This window comes from Brucella pituitosa (assembly GCF_965577835.1).
Classification (GTDB): Bacteria; Pseudomonadota; Alphaproteobacteria; order Rhizobiales; family Rhizobiaceae; genus Brucella; species Brucella pituitosa.
Map to the genome: position 1 here is coordinate 25,343 of NZ_OZ264092.1, position 15,596 is coordinate 40,938.

The following is a 15,596-nucleotide window of genomic DNA, read 5'->3' on the forward strand; positions in this document are numbered from 1 at the left end:
GCTTTCCGGGATTACCGAGAATATATAATTTTTAGTCCGATTAATTCGGATTAGCGGTCAATACAAGGCTGGTATTCTGTCCACCAAAGCCAAATGAGTTTGAAAGCACGGCGGAAACCCGTGCATCACGCTTCACATTCGGCACAACATCCAGCGGAATTGCCGGGTCCGGATTGTCGTAATTGATGGTCGGAGGCAATGTGCCTGTTTCAATCGTCAGCAGTGAGAACACCGCTTCAATCGCACCGGCTGCGGTCAGGGTGTGACCGATCATCGACTTGTTGGACGATACCGGGATCGAAGAGAGCTGCTCGCCAAACACGGTTGAAAGAGCGAGATATTCCATCTTGTCGTTTTCAGGCGTCGAGGTGCCATGTGCATTGACATAGGAAAGCTGATCTTCGGTCAGGCCGGCATCTGCAAGTGCTGCGCGCACGGTTCCGATTGCAGGCGAGGCATCCGGCTTTGAGCGGGTGCGGTGGAAGTCGTCAGCCTTTTCACCGCAACCGGCGAGAATGCCCAGAACTTTTGCACCGCGTGCAATCGCACTTTCAAGCGATTCCATGACCAGCGCGCCCGAACCCTCAGCCATCGCAAAGCCGTCGCGATCCTTGGAGAAAGGCTTGGAAGCCTTTTCCGGCTTGTCGTTCTGGGTGGAAAGGGCTGAAAGCAGCGAGAAACGAATGAGCGATTCAGCCGATACCGAACCGTCTGTACCAATCGAGAGAACGCGGTCGCTTTCACCACGGCGAATAGCTTCAACACCAAGCTGGATCGCAGTTGCGCCCGATGCACATGCGGTCGACAGCGTTACCGGCAGGCCGCGTGTGCCAAAGGCTTCCGACAGGCGCTCGGCAATATAGCCAAACTGCGTTGTATTGAAGAGTTCTCCCTGACGGGCACGACGGCAAGCTTCAAGCAGAAGCTGGTAGCTGGCCGGACCTTCATCCTTGATGCTCGCATCAAGAGCAAAACGACTCTTCCAGTCGAGTTCAACGGGAGGTGCTGCGAGGAAAAGCGGACCGCCGAAATTGGTTACGGAAAGGCCGGACTGTGCAAGGGCTTCTTCGCCTGCAAGACGTGCGAGCGCCTCGGAGAGAGCAGAGGAGCCGACATTGCTTTCAGGCAGAAAGTCGACCGTACCGGAGAAGCGTGTCTTCAGGCTTTCCGTTGGAAAACGGGTAATTTCATGAATGCCGGAGCGTCCGCCGGTAAGGGCCGCCCAGTTGTCCTGCTTGCCCTGTCCGAGTGAAGAAACAACGCCTGCACCCGTGATAGCAACGATGGGACGGCCGAGATGGTCTGTGTATTTGGTCATCTTATGCTCTCACCAGCTTTGCGGCACCCTCAGCGCGGGTTGCGCCGACGGTGGTGACAATGGCTTCGCCGATCGTTCCATCAATCGCCTTTTCAGACGGGCTTAATGGTGCGAAAGCCTCACCTTTCCAAACAGAAATAGCCGCGAGAGCCAGCGCCAACGGGAACTGAGCTTCGCGCAAATGTCCGGTCAGGTTGGCAATGCCGCGATAAGCGGCGGAAATGCCCTCAAGTGCAGCTTTTTCGGCAGCCGTTGCGTCATGCGCGCCGGAGGCACCAGAAACCACATATGCAGGCTCCTTGCCGCCATTGGCAGCAAGCACCAGTTCACGAACCGTCTTCGTGAGATCGGCAGCATCGCGACGAACCTGTGCACTTTCGATGTTTGCGATCTCCGCATAGGCGCGGGCACCGCGCTTTTGCGCATGGTCTGCGCTTTCAAGCACAAGGAACACGCCGCCAGAGCCGGAAATCATGCCGCCACCGGCGCTGCCTTCACGGTCCCATAGGGACGCCCAGCCATCATGCTTGAGCAATCCGCCAAGCTCATGGCCGAGAATCATGTCGAAATGTTCTGAGTTATACGATCCACCAACCAGCGCATGCGTGCTCTGGCCAGAGCGAATGCGTGCTGCCGCTGTTTCAATCGCTGAAATGCCCGAACCTTCTTCGCCCATGAATGTGCGCGATGAGCCGGTCACTTTATGGACGATGGAAATATTGCCAGCCAGCAGATTGGAAAGCTGGGCCAGAAACAGGGTAGGGCGCAGCTCGGTCGAGAGTTTCTCGTTGAGCATCACACCGCGATCGTTACTGGTCCGGCCTTCTTCGAGAATCTGCATGTCGACGGTGATGTCGCGTTCGCCGCCACCGGCGCCCACAACCATGTCCATGCTTGCGCAAAGCGCTTCGTCGTCCTTGATACCGGCATCGTCAAGCGCAAGGCCTGCCGCATAGGTGCCAAGCCGCTGCCATGTTTCCATCTGGCGCTGGTCGCCACGCTTGGGGATTTGCAAACCCCAATCGACTTCGCCGAGCGGATGAACTGTGTATGGCGCAAAGGCTTCCTTTTCGAGGCGTGGTTCTGAACCTGCCTTGGAGAAAGCATTCCAATGCGCATCCAGTCCTTCGCCTAGCGAAGAAATGATGCCAATGCCGGTGATGACGACTTTATTGCTCTGCATGGTTCGGTCTGCCCGTAAATGCTGTGCTTATGGATTCTATGCGTGATCCAGAAACGGAATCAGGGCGAACACGGATGTTCACCCTTCAATACCGTCAGCTTTCGCGGCTGGTCAGCCCTTTTTGGCTGCGACCAGCTCGTCGATCTTGGCGCAGAGATTCTTCAGAACGAAGTATTCTTCCGTCGGCGCTTTGCCTTCGTTCACTTCCTGCGTCCATTGTTCAAGCGGAATCTTGATGCCGAATTCTTTGTCGATCGCAAATACGATGTCGAGGAAGTCGAGGCTGTCGATGCCAAGATCATCGATAGTGTGGCTATCCGGCGTGATGGTGTCACGGTCGATTTCGCTGGTTTCGGCGATGATGTCGGCGACTTTGTCAAAAGTAGAGGACAAGTTTCGATTCCTTTATTCTTGGCGATGCCACAACAGGCATACGTCTGAGTATCTGCGCGTGTCTAGCGTGTTTCCGGCGATAGGGAAAGTCATATTGCTTTCACAATAGCCAGAGCTTTGTTGGCGCATATAAGGTGCCTGCTACGTGAAGCGCAACATAAAGCGAATTACAAATTTTTGAAATGTTTTGAAGTTCGTATCATGGATTGGGGCGAAAGCAATGTTTCATCCTTAGCATATCGAGCAGTTAGCCTCTTGCGCAGTGCGCGCCGATGCGGCTTGATGCGGCTCTCAAAAACGCATCAGAATGGGCGAACAAAGTGACAGCGGAAATTTTTGGATATGCACCGGACGGGCAGGCGGTTCATCGGCTCACAATCGCAAACGGTTCGCTGGAAGCGAAGATCATCACGTGGGGCGCAGCCGTTCAGGATTTGCGCATGGAAGGGCACGATGCGCCATTGGTGATTGGCTATCGTGATTTTGCCGATTATCCAGCGCACTCGCCTCATTTAGGTGCAATCGCCGGTCGCTTTTCCAATCGCATCCGTAATGCTCGCTTTGAGCTTGACGGCAAGACATACGAAGTCGAGGCGAATTTTCAGGGTATTCATAATCTGCATGGCGGCAGCAAAGGCCTCGGAAATCGCGTCTGGAAAGTCACCGGTTCCGGATCTGATTTTGTAACACTTGCGACACTCGCAGCCGATGGGGAGATGGGTTTTCCCGGTAATCTCAATGTGAGCTGTACCTATATGCTCAATGCAAAGGGTACGCTGATTGTGCGTCTTGAAGCCGTGACTGACAAACCTACAGTCTGCAATCTTCTCCATCACAGCTATTTCAATCTTGATGATGGTGGCGAGGGCGACATTCTCGATCATCAGTTAAAGATCGAAGCTGGCGCTTATATGCCCGTTGATGAGGCACTGATTCCCGATGGGCGTATTTTGCCGGTCAGAGACACGCCTTATGATTTCCGCGATTTCCGTTCGATCCGTTTTGAGGAAGACGGCAAACAGGTCGAATATGACAGCAATTTTTGCATGACCGCAGCGCGTGGTCCCTTGCGCCCCTGTGCGTCTGTTAAAGGTGCACGATCCGGCATTCGTCTTGATATCGAGACGACGGAGCCTGGCGTTCAGTTTTATGCTGGCAACACAATGGCCAATGATTGCATTGGCTTGACCGGCAAGCCTTACGGCAAACATGCAGGTTTCTGCCTGGAGCCGCAGGTCTGGCCGGGATCGCTGGAATATGCCTATGTTCCTCAGGCGATCTTGCGTCCGGGCGAAGTCTACGCCCAGACGAGCCACTTTACCTTCTCGCGGGATTAGAGCGCGCTGCGCTCTAATTGTTTTTGTTGACGCGCATCTTATCCGAAAAACGTTTCACACTTTTCGGGATGCGCTCTAAATTACCGCCTCATAAGCGGCGCGTGCGTGTTCCATAGGAGCAAGCGCGCCGCGAATTTCAACCACACGAGCGGCAACTGCATGTGCTTTGCGTGCAGCTTCGACCGGCGATAGGCCTTCAATACGCGCGGCAAGATAGCCACCGTTAAAGCTGTCACCAGCGCCGGTCGTATCAATCGCATTGGCTTTGACGGATGGAACGAGGGTTTGCTCGCCGTCTGCGATGATGAGTGCAGGCTCCGTGCCGTCCTTGACGACGATCTCCTTTACGCCAAGACCGATAAGCCTTTCCGCACAGGCTTGAGCCGTTTCATCACCAAATAGTGCCTGTTCATCGGGAAAGGTCGGCAGCGCTATATCGGCGACCTGCATTGCTTCGCTGATGATCTTCTTCGCCACTTCACGATCAGGCCAGAGCTGATGCCGGAAATTAGGGTCAAACGCAATGCGTGCACCTTCTTCACGGCATTCACGTAAGATTTCGAACAAAGTTTCGCGGTGCTCCGGGAAGACGATGGCAATCGAAATGCCGGAGAAATAAATCATGTCGCGGCCGGTTAGGCTGGCTTTCAAGGCATTTCGGTCGCTTGCAAGGCGCCTTGCTGCTGCATCGCTACGCCAGTAGGTGAACGAGCGTTCTGCACCGTTGAGTGTGATCGCATATAATCCCGGATGGACGCCCTTGATGATGGGGCTTTGGGCAATGCCTATGCCATTCGATGTGAGGAAAGCGCGCTGCTTCTGCGAGAAATCATCCTCACCGAATGCGCTGACATATTCCACAGGATATGATTGGTCTGTCAGCGCGCGCATATACCAGGCGGTATTCAGCGTATCGCCGGCATATCCCATGCGCCATTGATCATCGCCGTTACCTGAAAGCTCGATCATGCACTCACCGATCGACGCGAAGCCACCCATAGCCATCTCCTCATTTCTAACCGGACGTAGGCCTATACGAATTTGCCGTGATGTAAAATCCCGATGTTACTTCCCCTTTATCGACTTGCCACAATCTGCGTGTAACGATCCCGCCAAGAGAGGAATCACTATGCGTTACGCGATTTATTTCACGCCGCCTTCAGGCGATGCACTTTTGAAAGTTGCCGGCAATTGGCTTGGGCGAAGTGCATTTAGTGGGGAGCCGGTCAAGGTTCCTGCGATTCGCACACTTGCAGCCGAAGATATTGTCGCGCTGACCGAAGAGCCGCGCCGCTATGGTTTTCATGGGACGCTAAAGGCACCTTTCCGACTGGACGAGACTTATCAGGAAAGCGATCTGCTTTCCGCGTTGATGTATTTTGCATCGTCGAGCGTGCCATTCGTTATTCCACGCCTGAAGTTGCAGAACATTGGCCCGTTTTTTGCGCTCGTACCGGAAGACCCGGTGGCTGAACTCAACCAGCTTGCCAATGACGTGGTTGTTTCATTTGATCGTTTTCGGGCACCATTACGGGACGCGGAAATTGCCAAGCGTCGGCCAGAACGGCTGAGTGAAGCTCAGCGGCAGAATCTGGATCGCTGGGGTTATCCTTATGTTTTCGATGAGTTTCGGTTTCATATGACGCTGACCGGCCCAGTCGATGAAAAGCAGCGGCCACACGTCGAGCGCGTGCTCGACGACTTTTTTGCGCCTGTTCTGGATGACCCGGTTGAAATCGCCAATCTGGCACTTTTTGTTGAGTCGGAAAAAGGTGCGCCGTTCGAGATTCATTCGCTGCATCCGATGACCGGTGGTACTAAGGTGTCAAAACGGTCCTCACGGGCTGTGGGAAGGCCTTGAGGGATGACGACGGAAACTGTTCTTAAGAATGCGAATATTGTTCTGCCTGACGAAGTAATCAGCGGTACTGTTAAAATAGCTGATGGTGTCATCGTTGATATTTCATCCGGCTCGACCGTGTCTGGTGAGGACATGGAAGGGGATTATCTGACGCCGGGATTGGTCGAGCTGCACACTGACCATCTCGAAGGCCATTATGCGCCCCGCCCGAAAGTGCGCTGGAACCCGATTGCTGCGGTTCAGGCACATGACGCGCAGATTGCGGCTTCCGGCATTACGACAGTCTTTGATGCCTTGCGGATTGGCTTCGACGATGAAGCGCAGACGGGTATTGATGATATGCGCAAGCTGTCATCTGCAATCGCCGAGGGTCGCGAGGCAGGACGTATGCGTGCAGACCATTTTCTGCATTTGCGGTGTGAAGTTTCAGCCCCAGATTGTCTGAGCGCATTCGAGCGGTTTGGCGTGCATCCGCTGGTCAAACTGGTTTCGTTGATGGATCACGCACCGGGACAGCGCCAGTTTACGGATATCGAAACCTACAAATCCTACTACATGAGCAAGCTCAGAGTGACTGAAGAGGAATTCATACGCTATTGCGAAAAGCGTATGGGCCAGTCACAGCAACATTCGGCACCGACCCGCAAGGCGATTGCCAGCGCTTGCCTTGAGCGCGGTATCGTTCTGGCCAGCCACGATGACGCCACGGCTGATCACGTTGCAGAAGCAAGCACGCAGGGAATCCGTGTTGCTGAATTTCCGACAACACATCTGGCCGCCAAGGCATCCAAGGAAGCGGGCATGTCGGTTCTGATGGGTGCGCCCAATGTGGTGCGCGGGGGCTCGCATTCTGGCAATGTTTCGGCGCGCGAATTGGCGGAAGCCGGTCATCTCGACATCATCTCGTCTGATTATATCCCGGCAAGCATGATGCAATCGGCATTTTTTATGGCCGATGTGATGGAACAAATTACGCTGCCGCAGGCAATCAGGCTGGTATCAAGTAATCCGGCAAAGGCCGTTGGCCTTGAAGATCGTGGTGAAATAGCGATTGGAAAGCGTGGCGATCTGGTGCGCGTGCAAATCGCCGAACATGTGCCGATCATCCGCACCGTATGGCGCGAAGGACGGCGCGTGATTTAGAGCGCGTTTCGATCTGATTGGATCAGATCGGCGCTCTATATATTTATTTTAACGCGCATCTTTGTCCGAAAACCGTTTCACACTTTTCGGGATGCGCTTTAAAACGCGCCGTACTCTTTGTTTCAGGCTTTAGCATCGGCCAGCGATAGCATGCCGGTTTCACCGTCAACGGACAGCTTAAACTCGCGATAGCTGTTGATGCTTTTGTGTGATGTTTCAGGCGAATGCGGGTGCGTTGCAGTGACAACAACGACGCTCGCCCCTGCGGTTTCACCCGCGACAATGCCGGCCGGGGCATCTTCAAACACAAGACAATTGTGAGGATCGAACCCGAGCCTCTTTGCACCGAGCTGGAAGCATTCAGGGCTTGGCTTGCCGCGCTCAACATCTTCAGCTGAAACAATTGTTTTTGGCATTGGTAAACCGGCGGCCTGCAAACGACGCCGCGCCAGTTCGATCGGTGCGGAGGTGACGATTGCCCAGCGGTTTTCTGGCAGCGAATTCAGGAAATCCAATGCGCCTTCAATGGCTACGATGCCATCCAGATCAGCCATTTCCGCATCCAGCAGGATTTTGGCTTCGGTGTCTGGATCAAGATGCGGCAGGCCCAGTCTGCGGACGGTATCGACTGCACGCACACCGTGAATGGTTGGAACGAATGTGACCGGATCAATACCATGACGGGTCGCCCATTCACCCCAGACACGCTCGGTTGCTGCAATGGAACTCAGTACTGTACCGTCCATATCGAACAGAAAAGCGTCGAATGATTTGTTGAAGGGAGACAGGTCGGTCAAAATGAAGGTCCTCGAATTTTCGTGGCCAGATCGGGAGCCAGAATCAGGTGGGCTTGTTCGATTTTGATCTTAATGCGGAAATTTGGCTAAAGTCACAGTATTCAGCATATTGATCACTATTGCTCGCTTTTACCTCCGCCAAAGCATGAAAAATCGGAGATGCTTCTTATATTGAAGAAGCTTGGCCCAACCGACAAAACTTGATCATTTGCTTCGTTTGTGGCTTTTTGCGCCACTTGATGCAGGGCGCTTCACCTCAGAGCCAGAAACATGGATGAATCGCATTCTCAGGATTGTTGTTTAAATGACTGAAATAAAAAATAAAAATCACAACTATCCAGATCATCGGTTCTCCGTCGCACCTATGCTCGACTGGTCGGATCGGCATTGTCGCTATTTCCATCGCCTGTTTTCCAAGCGCGCGTTGCTCTACACAGAGATGGTGGTTGCGGATGCGGCGATCCACGGCCCGCGTGAACGGCTCATGGGGTTTGATGCAACGGAACATCCCATAGCTCTTCAGCTTGGCGGTTCCGATCCGCTCAAATTACAGGAAGCTGCGCGAATAGGCGCTGGCTTCGGCTACGACGAAATCAATCTTAATGTCGGCTGCCCGTCCGACCGTGTTCAGTCCGGCACATTCGGCGCTTGTCTGATGCAGACACCGGAAGTTGTTGCGCGTTGCGTCGCAGCCATGAAGGAAGTTGTTTCTGTGCCTGTTACCGTCAAATGCCGGATAGGCGTTGATGATCAGGACCCGGAAGTGGCGCTGGATGCAGTTAGCGATCAGGTGCTTGAAGCAGGTGCAGATGCACTTTGGGTGCATGCCCGCAAAGCATGGCTGAAAGGTCTGTCTCCGAAGGAAAACCGCGATATTCCCCCGCTGGACTATGATCGTGTTTATCGTCTCAAACAGCGTCTTGATACGCCATTTGTTGGCATTAATGGCGGTATAAGCACTCTCGAAGATGCTGTCTCGCATCTCGATCATCTGGATGGCGTCATGCTGGGACGCGCTGCCTATCATAATCCGGCATTGCTCACTGATGTCGATCATCTCATTTACGGGGACGATGAAAAGCCCGCGGATATGGCTGAAATCATTGAGGCAATGTGCGAATATGTTGATCGGCACATTGCCGATGGCGGCAGGCTTTCTCACATAAGCCGTCACATGGTCGGGCTGTTCACTGGGCAACCCGGTGCGCGCCGTTGGCGTCAAATCTTGTCAACTGATGCTTCCAAGCCCGGCGCGAACAGCGATGTGCTGCGTCAGGCCTATGCGACTATTATGGAAGCTAGCAGCGAAGCTGCCTAATCCATCATAATGAGCTGATCGCCACGGACGCTGAAACCACCCAGCGTTTGCAGGAAGTTCATGCCGAGAAGGCTCCCGGTCATCAGCCCTTCCTGCGTCACCATTGCACGGATATTTTGCCGTTCAATGTCACCGATCTGTAATTTCGCAATGGTTATGCTGGCGGCAGTTGCTCTGCCGTTCGCTGTGTTGATCGGCACGGAATAGTTCAGTGATGACGTGTCGATGCCTGCGCGCTCGGCGTCTTCCTTTGAAAGCACGACAGAAGACGCACCTGTATCGACAAGGAAATGCACGCGCGCATCATTGACGCGGCCATTGACCTCGAAATGCCCGTTGGCAGACTTTGCCAATGTTACTGTGAGGGACCCATCGGCGGCACGGCCTGAAATAGGGCTGCCGGGAATGAGCCCGGCCGTGATGCGGCTGCCCACATCCTGAAGCTCATAGCGATATTGATAGGCTGCGACGAGAGCAAGGATAATGACCGCCCACACGGCCATGTTACGGGCAAAGTCGCTGAGCTTAATCCCTGAACCAAGCAGACCTGCTGCGAGCACGACGCCCCATATGCCCATATAGGCAGCCTGACCAAAGGCATCATTGGCAATGCCAAGCGTGGTTCCGCTGTCATCGTTCGCCATCAGCAGCAATATGACAACTGCAATTGCTGCAATCACGATCCAGAACAAACGCCCCATCAGCTTTCTTTCTTTTCCAGTATTTCATGGCGCGCAGGTAAAAGCGCCATGATCGCTCGCCGTTGATCGTCTCGCATGGAGGACCATTCGGCAATTTCATCGAGTGTGCGGGCGCAGCCAAGACAAAATCCGGTCTGAATGTCCATCACGCATACCAGAATGCATGGCGATTCTATTGTTGCCGCGTTCATGGAGCCAATGTGGTCACATCAAAGCGCTGTGACAAGACCGAGCAGCACTGCCAAGGAACAGATTTGTTGCGCAGCGCCGAGGGTATCACCGGTTTGTCCGCCAATTTTGGCCAGACAGAGTTTCGCAAAGCCAAATAAAAGCACGATGCTGAAAATGAGCGCATTGATAAGAGCTGTAAACCCGCCAGCCGGGATGATGGTTACAACCATTATTGCCAAACCGATTGCACATGCGCAAACGAGCGTCTCCCATTTGGGTGCGCCGAGATTGTCTGCAAGCCCGCCGGGACGAGCGGAGGGCAATCCATGCCACAGGGCGAGAATTCCAGCGCGACTTGCAGCTTCTGCTCCGATCAGCGCGAGAGCCGCGTAACATGCGCCAGCACTATCAATGATGGCGGCGAGCAGCGAAACCTTGATACCGGTCCAGATGATGAGTGTGAGCGCCGCAAAGGTGCCAATTCGCGAATCTTTCATGATCTCAAGACGGCGATCTGGCGTTGAGGCACCAAAGAAGCCGTCAGCGGTGTCTCCAAGACCGTCTTCATGCAGCGCACCGGTCATCGCGGCCAGCATTCCGACCGCGATCAAGCTCGAGACAATCGCGGGAAGGTTGAGATAATCGGATACCATAAGTGAGAGGCCGGCCAGAAGCCCAAGGACAGCGCCCGCCAGTGGGAACGCGCGCATGCCCGTTTTCAGCGAATCGCCCAAACCTTCATCTGCGTCTGTAAGCCAGCTATGCGGCAAAGGCAGACGGCTCAGAAAGCCCAGAGAACGAATTGTGTCTCTTATGAAGCTGTTTCGCTGCAACTGCTTGCTCCGCTTTAAGAACTATAATGCTGCTAATCAGAATATTTGCCGCCAATAAGGTTTGGCGCAAAGAGGTGATTTGAAAAATTGACTAAGTGCTTATAGGACGAGCACAAGAGTTTTGTATCCTCCCTTAATTGATTGGACTAGACGATATGAGCGCCAGTGGCCTTCCTTTTGACGATTTCCGTGAACTCATCCGTAATCTGCCGGGACCTGATCTTGGTGCGGAAGCGGCTGTACGTGCGCGGGAAGCGACACTGACCAAGCCTGCTGGCTCGCTTGGGCAGCTTGAAGAGATTGTTGCGTGGCTCGCTGCATGGACTGGAAAGCCGGTTCCGCAGATCAATCGCCCGCTGGTCGCGGTCTTTGCAGGCAATCATGGAGTGACTGCCAAGAATATCACGCCCTTCCCGTCAAGCGTGACTGCACAGATGGTTGAGAATTTTGCAGCAGGCGGTGCAGCGATCAACCAGATATGCATTGCTCACGATCTCGGTCTTAAGGTCTTTGACCTTGCACTGGAGCATCCGACCGCTGATATCACCGAAGAAGCGGCAATGGACGAACGCACCTGTGCGGCGACTATGGCATTCGGCATGGAAGGCATTGCTGGTGGCACAGATCTTCTCTGCATAGGTGAAATGGGTATCGGTAACACCACGATTGCTGCAGCTATTGCGTTGGCACTCTTTGGTGGCACAGCTGAAGATTGGGTCGGGCCGGGTACTGGTTCGACCGGTGACCTTTTGGAACGCAAGCTTGCTGCGGTTCGTGCCGCTTTAGCACTTCATCAGGCACATCTTAAGGATCCGCTGGAAGTTTTGCGTCGTCTGGGCGGACGTGAGGTTGCTGCCATGGCAGGTGCAATTCTTGCTGCACGCATGGAGAAAATTCCGGTTATCATTGATGGCTTTGTAGCCAGTGCAGCCGCTGCCGTACTTTACGCTGCAAATCCGGCAGCGCTCGACCATTGTCTCTTTGGCCATGTGTCGGCAGAGCCGGGCCATCGACTGATGCTTGAAAAGATGGGTAAAAAACCGCTTCTCGATCTCGGTATGCGACTGGGTGAGGGCACAGGTGCTGCTCTGGCGGCGGGTATCGTTAAGTCAGCCGCCCTTTGCCATAGCGGCATGGCGACGTTCGAACAGGCTGGCGTAACGGCCGGACAATAAAACGAAAAGCCCGGAGAAATCTCCGGGCTTTTTCATATGTATTCTTTAGAGCGTATCCCGAAAAGTGTGAAACGGCTTTCGGACAAAGATGCGCGTTAAAACAAATATTTAGAGCGCCGATCTGATCCAATCAGATCGAAACACGCTCTAAAAAACTTAGTTGTTTTCTTTGTCCAGCACCATGTAGTCGAGCGGCAATTCGGTGGTGTACTTGATCTGCTCCATCGCAAAGGATGAGGACACATCACGAATTTCGATCTTGCTGATGAGGCGCTTATAGAATGCGTCATAAGCCGCAATATCTGGCACTGCAACACGCAGCAGGTAATCGACATCACCACTCATGCGGTAGAACTCGATAACCTCAGGGAACTCCTGAACCACTTCCGAGAAGCGCTTCAGCCATTCATTACTGTGCGAGCTGGTCCGTACCGATACGAATACGGTGACGCGTGTGTTGACGCGTACCGGATCGAGGATTGCGACGCGGCGTTTAATGACGCCGTCTTCCTCGAGTTTCTGGATGCGGCGCCAGCAAGGGGTTGTGGAGAGGCCAACCTTCTTGGCGACATCTGCTACCGCCAGTGTTGCGTCTTCCTGCAGTAAGCGCAGTATTTTTCTGTCGAGCCTGTCCATACGTTTTTTATCCCGGTATTAGAAACCGTTTCCCGAACTTTCCGGATCAATGAAACTTCATACCTTATGGTTCGCATTCGCTCGAAATTACAGGAAATTTATTCCAATGAAAATAAAGGAACTAAAATTTATTTTCTATCCATCAGCAGGTGGCGGACTTTTTCGCGAAGAAGGGGAACGACTTCCTGATCAAACCAGGGATTTCGTTTGAGCCAACCGCTGTTACGCCAGGATGGATGCGGCAGAGGTAAAACTGTTCGTCCCGCAGCATTCGGTGTTTCCATAAAGCTGCGCCAGTTCTGGACCGTTTCTGTGAGGCTCGTTTTGCGCCATTCGGGCAAATGATAGGCAAGCGCATATTGTCCGACGACCAGAATGAACTCGAGCTGCGGCATCGCAGCAAAGACGCGGTCATGCCACGTTGAACGACATTCGCGGCGTGGGGGAAGATCGCCGCCATGTTTGTCATAACCGGGAAAGCAAAAACCCATTGGCACAATTGCGAAACGCGCCGGATCGTAAAACTCTTCGCGTGTTGTGCCGAGCCATTGTCTCAAGCGATCACCAGAAGGGTCATTAAAGGGCAGGGAGCTGTTATGCACACGAATCCCCGGAGCCTGCCCACAAATCGCAATGCGTGCGGTATCGGAGATTATGCATACCGGATTGGGTTCGTGCGGCAAAGGCGGCAGAAATTGAGGCGTGTCACGGCAAATGCGACAGGCCTGGATGGAGTGCCTTAGCCCGTCCAGATTTTCCATTATTCCTATTGGGCTCCAGACCAGAGAGAGTTTAACAGGGTAGAGACATAGCCTCTGATATAGCTGATCACATCGCTGATTACATCGGATGACGGCGCTTCGTGGCCTGTTTCAGCCTCCACATTTGGCTTCTGCTGCTCTTTGCGCCATTGATACGGCACTTCAAAGCTGCCGGCCCAGATGCCACGTTTTTCTTGGCGGGCGACGGCCTCTTCGCTGCGGTAGTCGCCATAGGAGACAGCCCAGCCTTGTTCCACCATCCAACGGTTGAGATCAGTTTCACCAAGATAGCATCGACCGAGGTCGCGTCCGTACTTATCGAGGCCTTCTTTTTCGCAGCGAATCGAGGCTCCGCTGATTCTGCCGCGTAGCGCATTGCGCGCTTCCCGACCGCAGAGATAGGTGCGATAACCGGTCTGACAGCTTTGCTCCATCTCCGGCGCATCGATGCCGAGAAGGCGGATATGGACCTTATTGAGAATGACAGTATCGCCATCAATGACATAGACGGTGCCCGCCAATGATTCTTTGGGCTGACGGTTGACTGGCAGAGACACGATAATTGCAAAGAGAGCGGAAAAGATGAGCAAAGTTAAGAAGATGCTGCGGAAAGCTCCACCTCTTCTTCTTTGTGTTGTCTGATATGGTCGCCGGTAATAGCGCCGTCTGTTGCTCATTGTCCGATGCCCCTGACCTTCGTCAGATCATAACGCATCCGGCGGTTTTGCGAAATTCCATCGCTCCTGCACCAATGGGGCACCACAACTAATTGGGGCCAACAACATTTGATTTTGTGTTGATTCAGCAACAGTCTTTACCATTGCTTTAGGCTAGAAAGACGGGAGACACATTTTGCCCATTTCCCGCCACAAAGAAGCGTCACCGGATAGGAAAGGCAAAGGCCATTAACAACTCCGGGAAACGTTATTTCCCTCAGGACAGGACGAAATGAAGAAAGACGCATTGTTTCACAACGATCCGTTTTCGGGCAGCGAAAAAACTGCTCTGTTTTCATTTTGCATTTCTGGCAATGGCCGAGCTTTATTCCGTCAAAATCGGGTCGCAGTCTTGACGAAAAGACAATGTACTCTGTCACTTATGTCATCAACTTCTACCCAATGTGAAAGACCGGCGTTGTGATGCGTATTCGCAGTTTTTCATATCCCCTTATCGCTGCGGCACTTGGCTTGGCCATTGTCTGCAACAGCGCTTCGGCTTTTGATCTGAACGATGACTCCGAGAAATCACGGAGCCCGTTCGAGCTCTTCAAGTTTGGTTTCTCTGCCTATAAGAGCGGCCACAAGGATGAAGCCATCAAGGCGCTGCGTTATGCGGCGGAACGTGGTCATCAGGGTGCCAAGTGGAAGCTCGCTCGCATGTATGCCGATGGCGACGGTGTGGCAGAGGACGATTACGAAGCTTACCAGATTTTCGAAAAGATTGTCCGTGACGGTGCGGAGCCGGGTTCTGAAAACGAGCCTTATGTCGCTGATGCGCTGGTCGCGCTCGCGGGTTACGTAAAGCGCGGTATTCCCGGTTCTCCGGTTAATTCTGATCCAAAATTCGCACGTAACCTTTATGTGCAGGCTGCATCCAACTTTGGCGATCCGGCTGCTCAGTATGAGCTTGGCAAGATGCTGCTGGACGGCGAGGGTGGTGAACGCAATTCAATGCAAGCCGCCCGTTGGTTCCAGCTTGCAGCCAAGAAGGGGAATGCAAGCGCTCAGGCCATGCTTGGCAATATGCTGTTTCAGGCTGGAAAGACTGTTCGGGGCCTTGCCATGCTCACAGCAGCATTCGAACGTTGCCCGACGGAGGATTGCACCTGGATCCGCGATATGCAGGAACAGGCTTTCTCAATCGCCGGTGAAGCTGACCGCCGCAATGCCATAGCGCTCTCAAGCAACTACGTTGCCAAAGGCGACTTCTAAAGCTGATCGATAAGCTTTGCCTTCTGTACGGCCCTCAA

The 15,596-nt window shown here is 53.5% G+C and carries 17 protein-coding genes; 6 read left to right on the forward strand and 11 right to left on the reverse strand.

Annotation, left to right across the window (positions count from 1 at the left end; all coding sequences use genetic code 11):
* Nucleotides 1-40: 40 nt before the first annotated feature.
* The 3 genes from ACSME1_RS00145 to ACSME1_RS00155 form a co-directional block, all read right to left on the reverse strand.
* On the reverse strand, nt 41-1,318 hold the full coding sequence (locus ACSME1_RS00145) for a beta-ketoacyl-ACP synthase (RefSeq protein WP_100559164.1): 1,278 nt from the start codon (nt 1,316-1,318) through the stop codon (nt 41-43).
* A 1-nt stretch (nt 1,319) separates the two neighbouring features.
* The gene (locus ACSME1_RS00150) at nt 1,320-2,501 is read right to left on the reverse strand and encodes a beta-ketoacyl-ACP synthase (RefSeq protein WP_105706734.1); all 1,182 of its coding nucleotides are present in this window, start codon (nt 2,499-2,501) and stop codon (nt 1,320-1,322) included.
* A gap of 111 nt (nt 2,502-2,612) precedes the next feature.
* Complete coding sequence (locus ACSME1_RS00155) at nt 2,613-2,894, reverse strand: acyl carrier protein (protein WP_024897522.1); 282 nt, start codon at nt 2,892-2,894, stop codon at nt 2,613-2,615.
* A gap of 320 nt (nt 2,895-3,214) precedes the next feature.
* Here ACSME1_RS00155 and ACSME1_RS00160 point away from each other — a divergent pair, with 320 nt between their 5' ends.
* Entirely contained in the window at nt 3,215-4,231 is a 1,017-nt protein-coding gene (locus tag ACSME1_RS00160) for an aldose epimerase family protein (RefSeq protein ID WP_105706817.1), read from the forward strand.
* Between the two features lie 75 nt (nt 4,232-4,306).
* Here ACSME1_RS00160 and ACSME1_RS00165 read toward each other — a convergent pair whose 3' ends face one another.
* Entirely contained in the window at nt 4,307-5,230 is a 924-nt protein-coding gene (locus ACSME1_RS00165; protein ID WP_105706732.1) for a sugar kinase, read from the reverse strand.
* A 130-nt stretch (nt 5,231-5,360) separates the two neighbouring features.
* On the opposite strand from ACSME1_RS00165, the gene ACSME1_RS00170 reads away from it, so the two are divergent.
* Nucleotides 5,361-6,092 (forward strand): DUF1045 domain-containing protein, encoded by a 732-nt coding sequence (locus ACSME1_RS00170; RefSeq protein ID WP_105706730.1) that lies wholly within the window; start codon nt 5,361-5,363, stop codon nt 6,090-6,092.
* Nucleotides 6,093-6,095: 3 nt separating this feature from the next.
* Nucleotides 6,096-7,235: an alpha-D-ribose 1-methylphosphonate 5-triphosphate diphosphatase gene (locus ACSME1_RS00175; protein WP_435654925.1), complete on the forward strand. Its 1,140-nt coding sequence runs from the start codon at nt 6,096-6,098 to the stop codon at nt 7,233-7,235.
* Nucleotides 7,236-7,357: 122 nt separating this feature from the next.
* On the opposite strand, the gene ACSME1_RS00180 is transcribed toward ACSME1_RS00175, so the two are convergent.
* Nucleotides 7,358-8,032: an HAD family hydrolase gene (locus ACSME1_RS00180; RefSeq protein WP_105706726.1), complete on the reverse strand. Its 675-nt coding sequence runs from the start codon at nt 8,030-8,032 to the stop codon at nt 7,358-7,360.
* Nucleotides 8,033-8,336: 304 nt separating this feature from the next.
* On the opposite strand from ACSME1_RS00180, the gene dusA reads away from it, so the two are divergent.
* The gene (dusA, locus tag ACSME1_RS00185; RefSeq protein ID WP_435654926.1) at nt 8,337-9,350 is read left to right on the forward strand and encodes a tRNA dihydrouridine(20/20a) synthase DusA; all 1,014 of its coding nucleotides are present in this window, start codon (nt 8,337-8,339) and stop codon (nt 9,348-9,350) included.
* On the opposite strand, the gene ACSME1_RS00190 is transcribed toward dusA, so the two are convergent.
* The 3 genes from ACSME1_RS00190 to ACSME1_RS00200 are packed head-to-tail and all read right to left on the reverse strand — an operon-like array spanning nt 9,347 to nt 11,055.
* Complete coding sequence (locus ACSME1_RS00190) at nt 9,347-10,051, reverse strand: TIGR02281 family clan AA aspartic protease (RefSeq protein ID WP_100559152.1); 705 nt, start codon at nt 10,049-10,051, stop codon at nt 9,347-9,349. The genes dusA and ACSME1_RS00190 overlap by 4 nt on opposite strands.
* A complete protein-coding gene (locus ACSME1_RS00195) occupies nt 10,051-10,242 on the reverse strand; it encodes a DUF1289 domain-containing protein (RefSeq protein ID WP_105706011.1) in 192 nt (63 codons plus the stop codon). Before ACSME1_RS00195 ends, ACSME1_RS00190 begins: the two co-directional genes overlap by 1 nt.
* A gap of 18 nt (nt 10,243-10,260) precedes the next feature.
* The gene (locus ACSME1_RS00200) at nt 10,261-11,055 is read right to left on the reverse strand and encodes an adenosylcobinamide-GDP ribazoletransferase (protein WP_105706009.1); all 795 of its coding nucleotides are present in this window, start codon (nt 11,053-11,055) and stop codon (nt 10,261-10,263) included.
* Nucleotides 11,056-11,210: 155 nt separating this feature from the next.
* Here ACSME1_RS00200 and cobT point away from each other — a divergent pair, with 155 nt between their 5' ends.
* The gene (gene cobT, locus ACSME1_RS00205) at nt 11,211-12,230 is read left to right on the forward strand and encodes a nicotinate-nucleotide--dimethylbenzimidazole phosphoribosyltransferase (RefSeq protein ID WP_024896586.1); all 1,020 of its coding nucleotides are present in this window, start codon (nt 11,211-11,213) and stop codon (nt 12,228-12,230) included.
* 156 nt (nt 12,231-12,386) lie between these two features.
* On the opposite strand, the gene ACSME1_RS00210 is transcribed toward cobT, so the two are convergent.
* The 3 genes from ACSME1_RS00210 to ACSME1_RS00220 form a co-directional block, all read right to left on the reverse strand.
* Nucleotides 12,387-12,866 (reverse strand): Lrp/AsnC family transcriptional regulator, encoded by a 480-nt coding sequence (locus ACSME1_RS00210; RefSeq protein WP_024896587.1) that lies wholly within the window; start codon nt 12,864-12,866, stop codon nt 12,387-12,389.
* A gap of 128 nt (nt 12,867-12,994) precedes the next feature.
* The gene (locus ACSME1_RS00215; RefSeq protein WP_100559146.1) at nt 12,995-13,636 is read right to left on the reverse strand and encodes a uracil-DNA glycosylase family protein; all 642 of its coding nucleotides are present in this window, start codon (nt 13,634-13,636) and stop codon (nt 12,995-12,997) included.
* Nucleotides 13,633-14,304: a thermonuclease family protein gene (locus tag ACSME1_RS00220; protein ID WP_105706007.1), complete on the reverse strand. Its 672-nt coding sequence runs from the start codon at nt 14,302-14,304 to the stop codon at nt 13,633-13,635. The genes ACSME1_RS00215 and ACSME1_RS00220 overlap by 4 nt, the downstream gene beginning before the upstream one ends.
* Before the next feature lie 462 nt (nt 14,305-14,766).
* Between ACSME1_RS00220 and ACSME1_RS00225 the strand changes: the two genes are divergently transcribed.
* Nucleotides 14,767-15,558, forward strand: coding sequence for a tetratricopeptide repeat protein (locus ACSME1_RS00225; RefSeq protein WP_024896590.1), 792 nt, complete (start codon nt 14,767-14,769; stop codon nt 15,556-15,558).
* The last annotated feature ends 38 nt before the right edge of the window (nt 15,559-15,596 follow it).

Coding starts and splice junctions, on each gene's coding strand:
- ACSME1_RS00175 (WP_435654925.1), top strand. CDS start 6,096: ATGACGACGGAAACTGTTCTTAAGAATGCGAATATTGTTCTGCCTGAC.
- ACSME1_RS00225 (WP_024896590.1), top strand. CDS start 14,767: ATGCGTATTCGCAGTTTTTCATATCCCCTTATCGCTGCGGCACTTGGC.
- ACSME1_RS00210 (WP_024896587.1), bottom strand. CDS start 12,866: ATGGACAGGCTCGACAGAAAAATACTGCGCTTACTGCAGGAAGACGCA.
- ACSME1_RS00165 (WP_105706732.1), bottom strand. CDS start 5,230: ATGGGTGGCTTCGCGTCGATCGGTGAGTGCATGATCGAGCTTTCAGGT.
- ACSME1_RS00195 (WP_105706011.1), bottom strand. CDS start 10,242: ATGAACGCGGCAACAATAGAATCGCCATGCATTCTGGTATGCGTGATG.
- ACSME1_RS00190 (WP_100559152.1), bottom strand. CDS start 10,051: ATGGGGCGTTTGTTCTGGATCGTGATTGCAGCAATTGCAGTTGTCATA.
- ACSME1_RS00220 (WP_105706007.1), bottom strand. CDS start 14,304: ATGAGCAACAGACGGCGCTATTACCGGCGACCATATCAGACAACACAA.
- ACSME1_RS00170 (WP_105706730.1), top strand. CDS start 5,361: ATGCGTTACGCGATTTATTTCACGCCGCCTTCAGGCGATGCACTTTTG.
- cobT (WP_024896586.1), top strand. CDS start 11,211: ATGAGCGCCAGTGGCCTTCCTTTTGACGATTTCCGTGAACTCATCCGT.
- ACSME1_RS00145 (WP_100559164.1), bottom strand. CDS start 1,318: ATGACCAAATACACAGACCATCTCGGCCGTCCCATCGTTGCTATCACG.
- dusA (WP_435654926.1), top strand. CDS start 8,337: ATGACTGAAATAAAAAATAAAAATCACAACTATCCAGATCATCGGTTC.
- ACSME1_RS00150 (WP_105706734.1), bottom strand. CDS start 2,501: ATGCAGAGCAATAAAGTCGTCATCACCGGCATTGGCATCATTTCTTCG.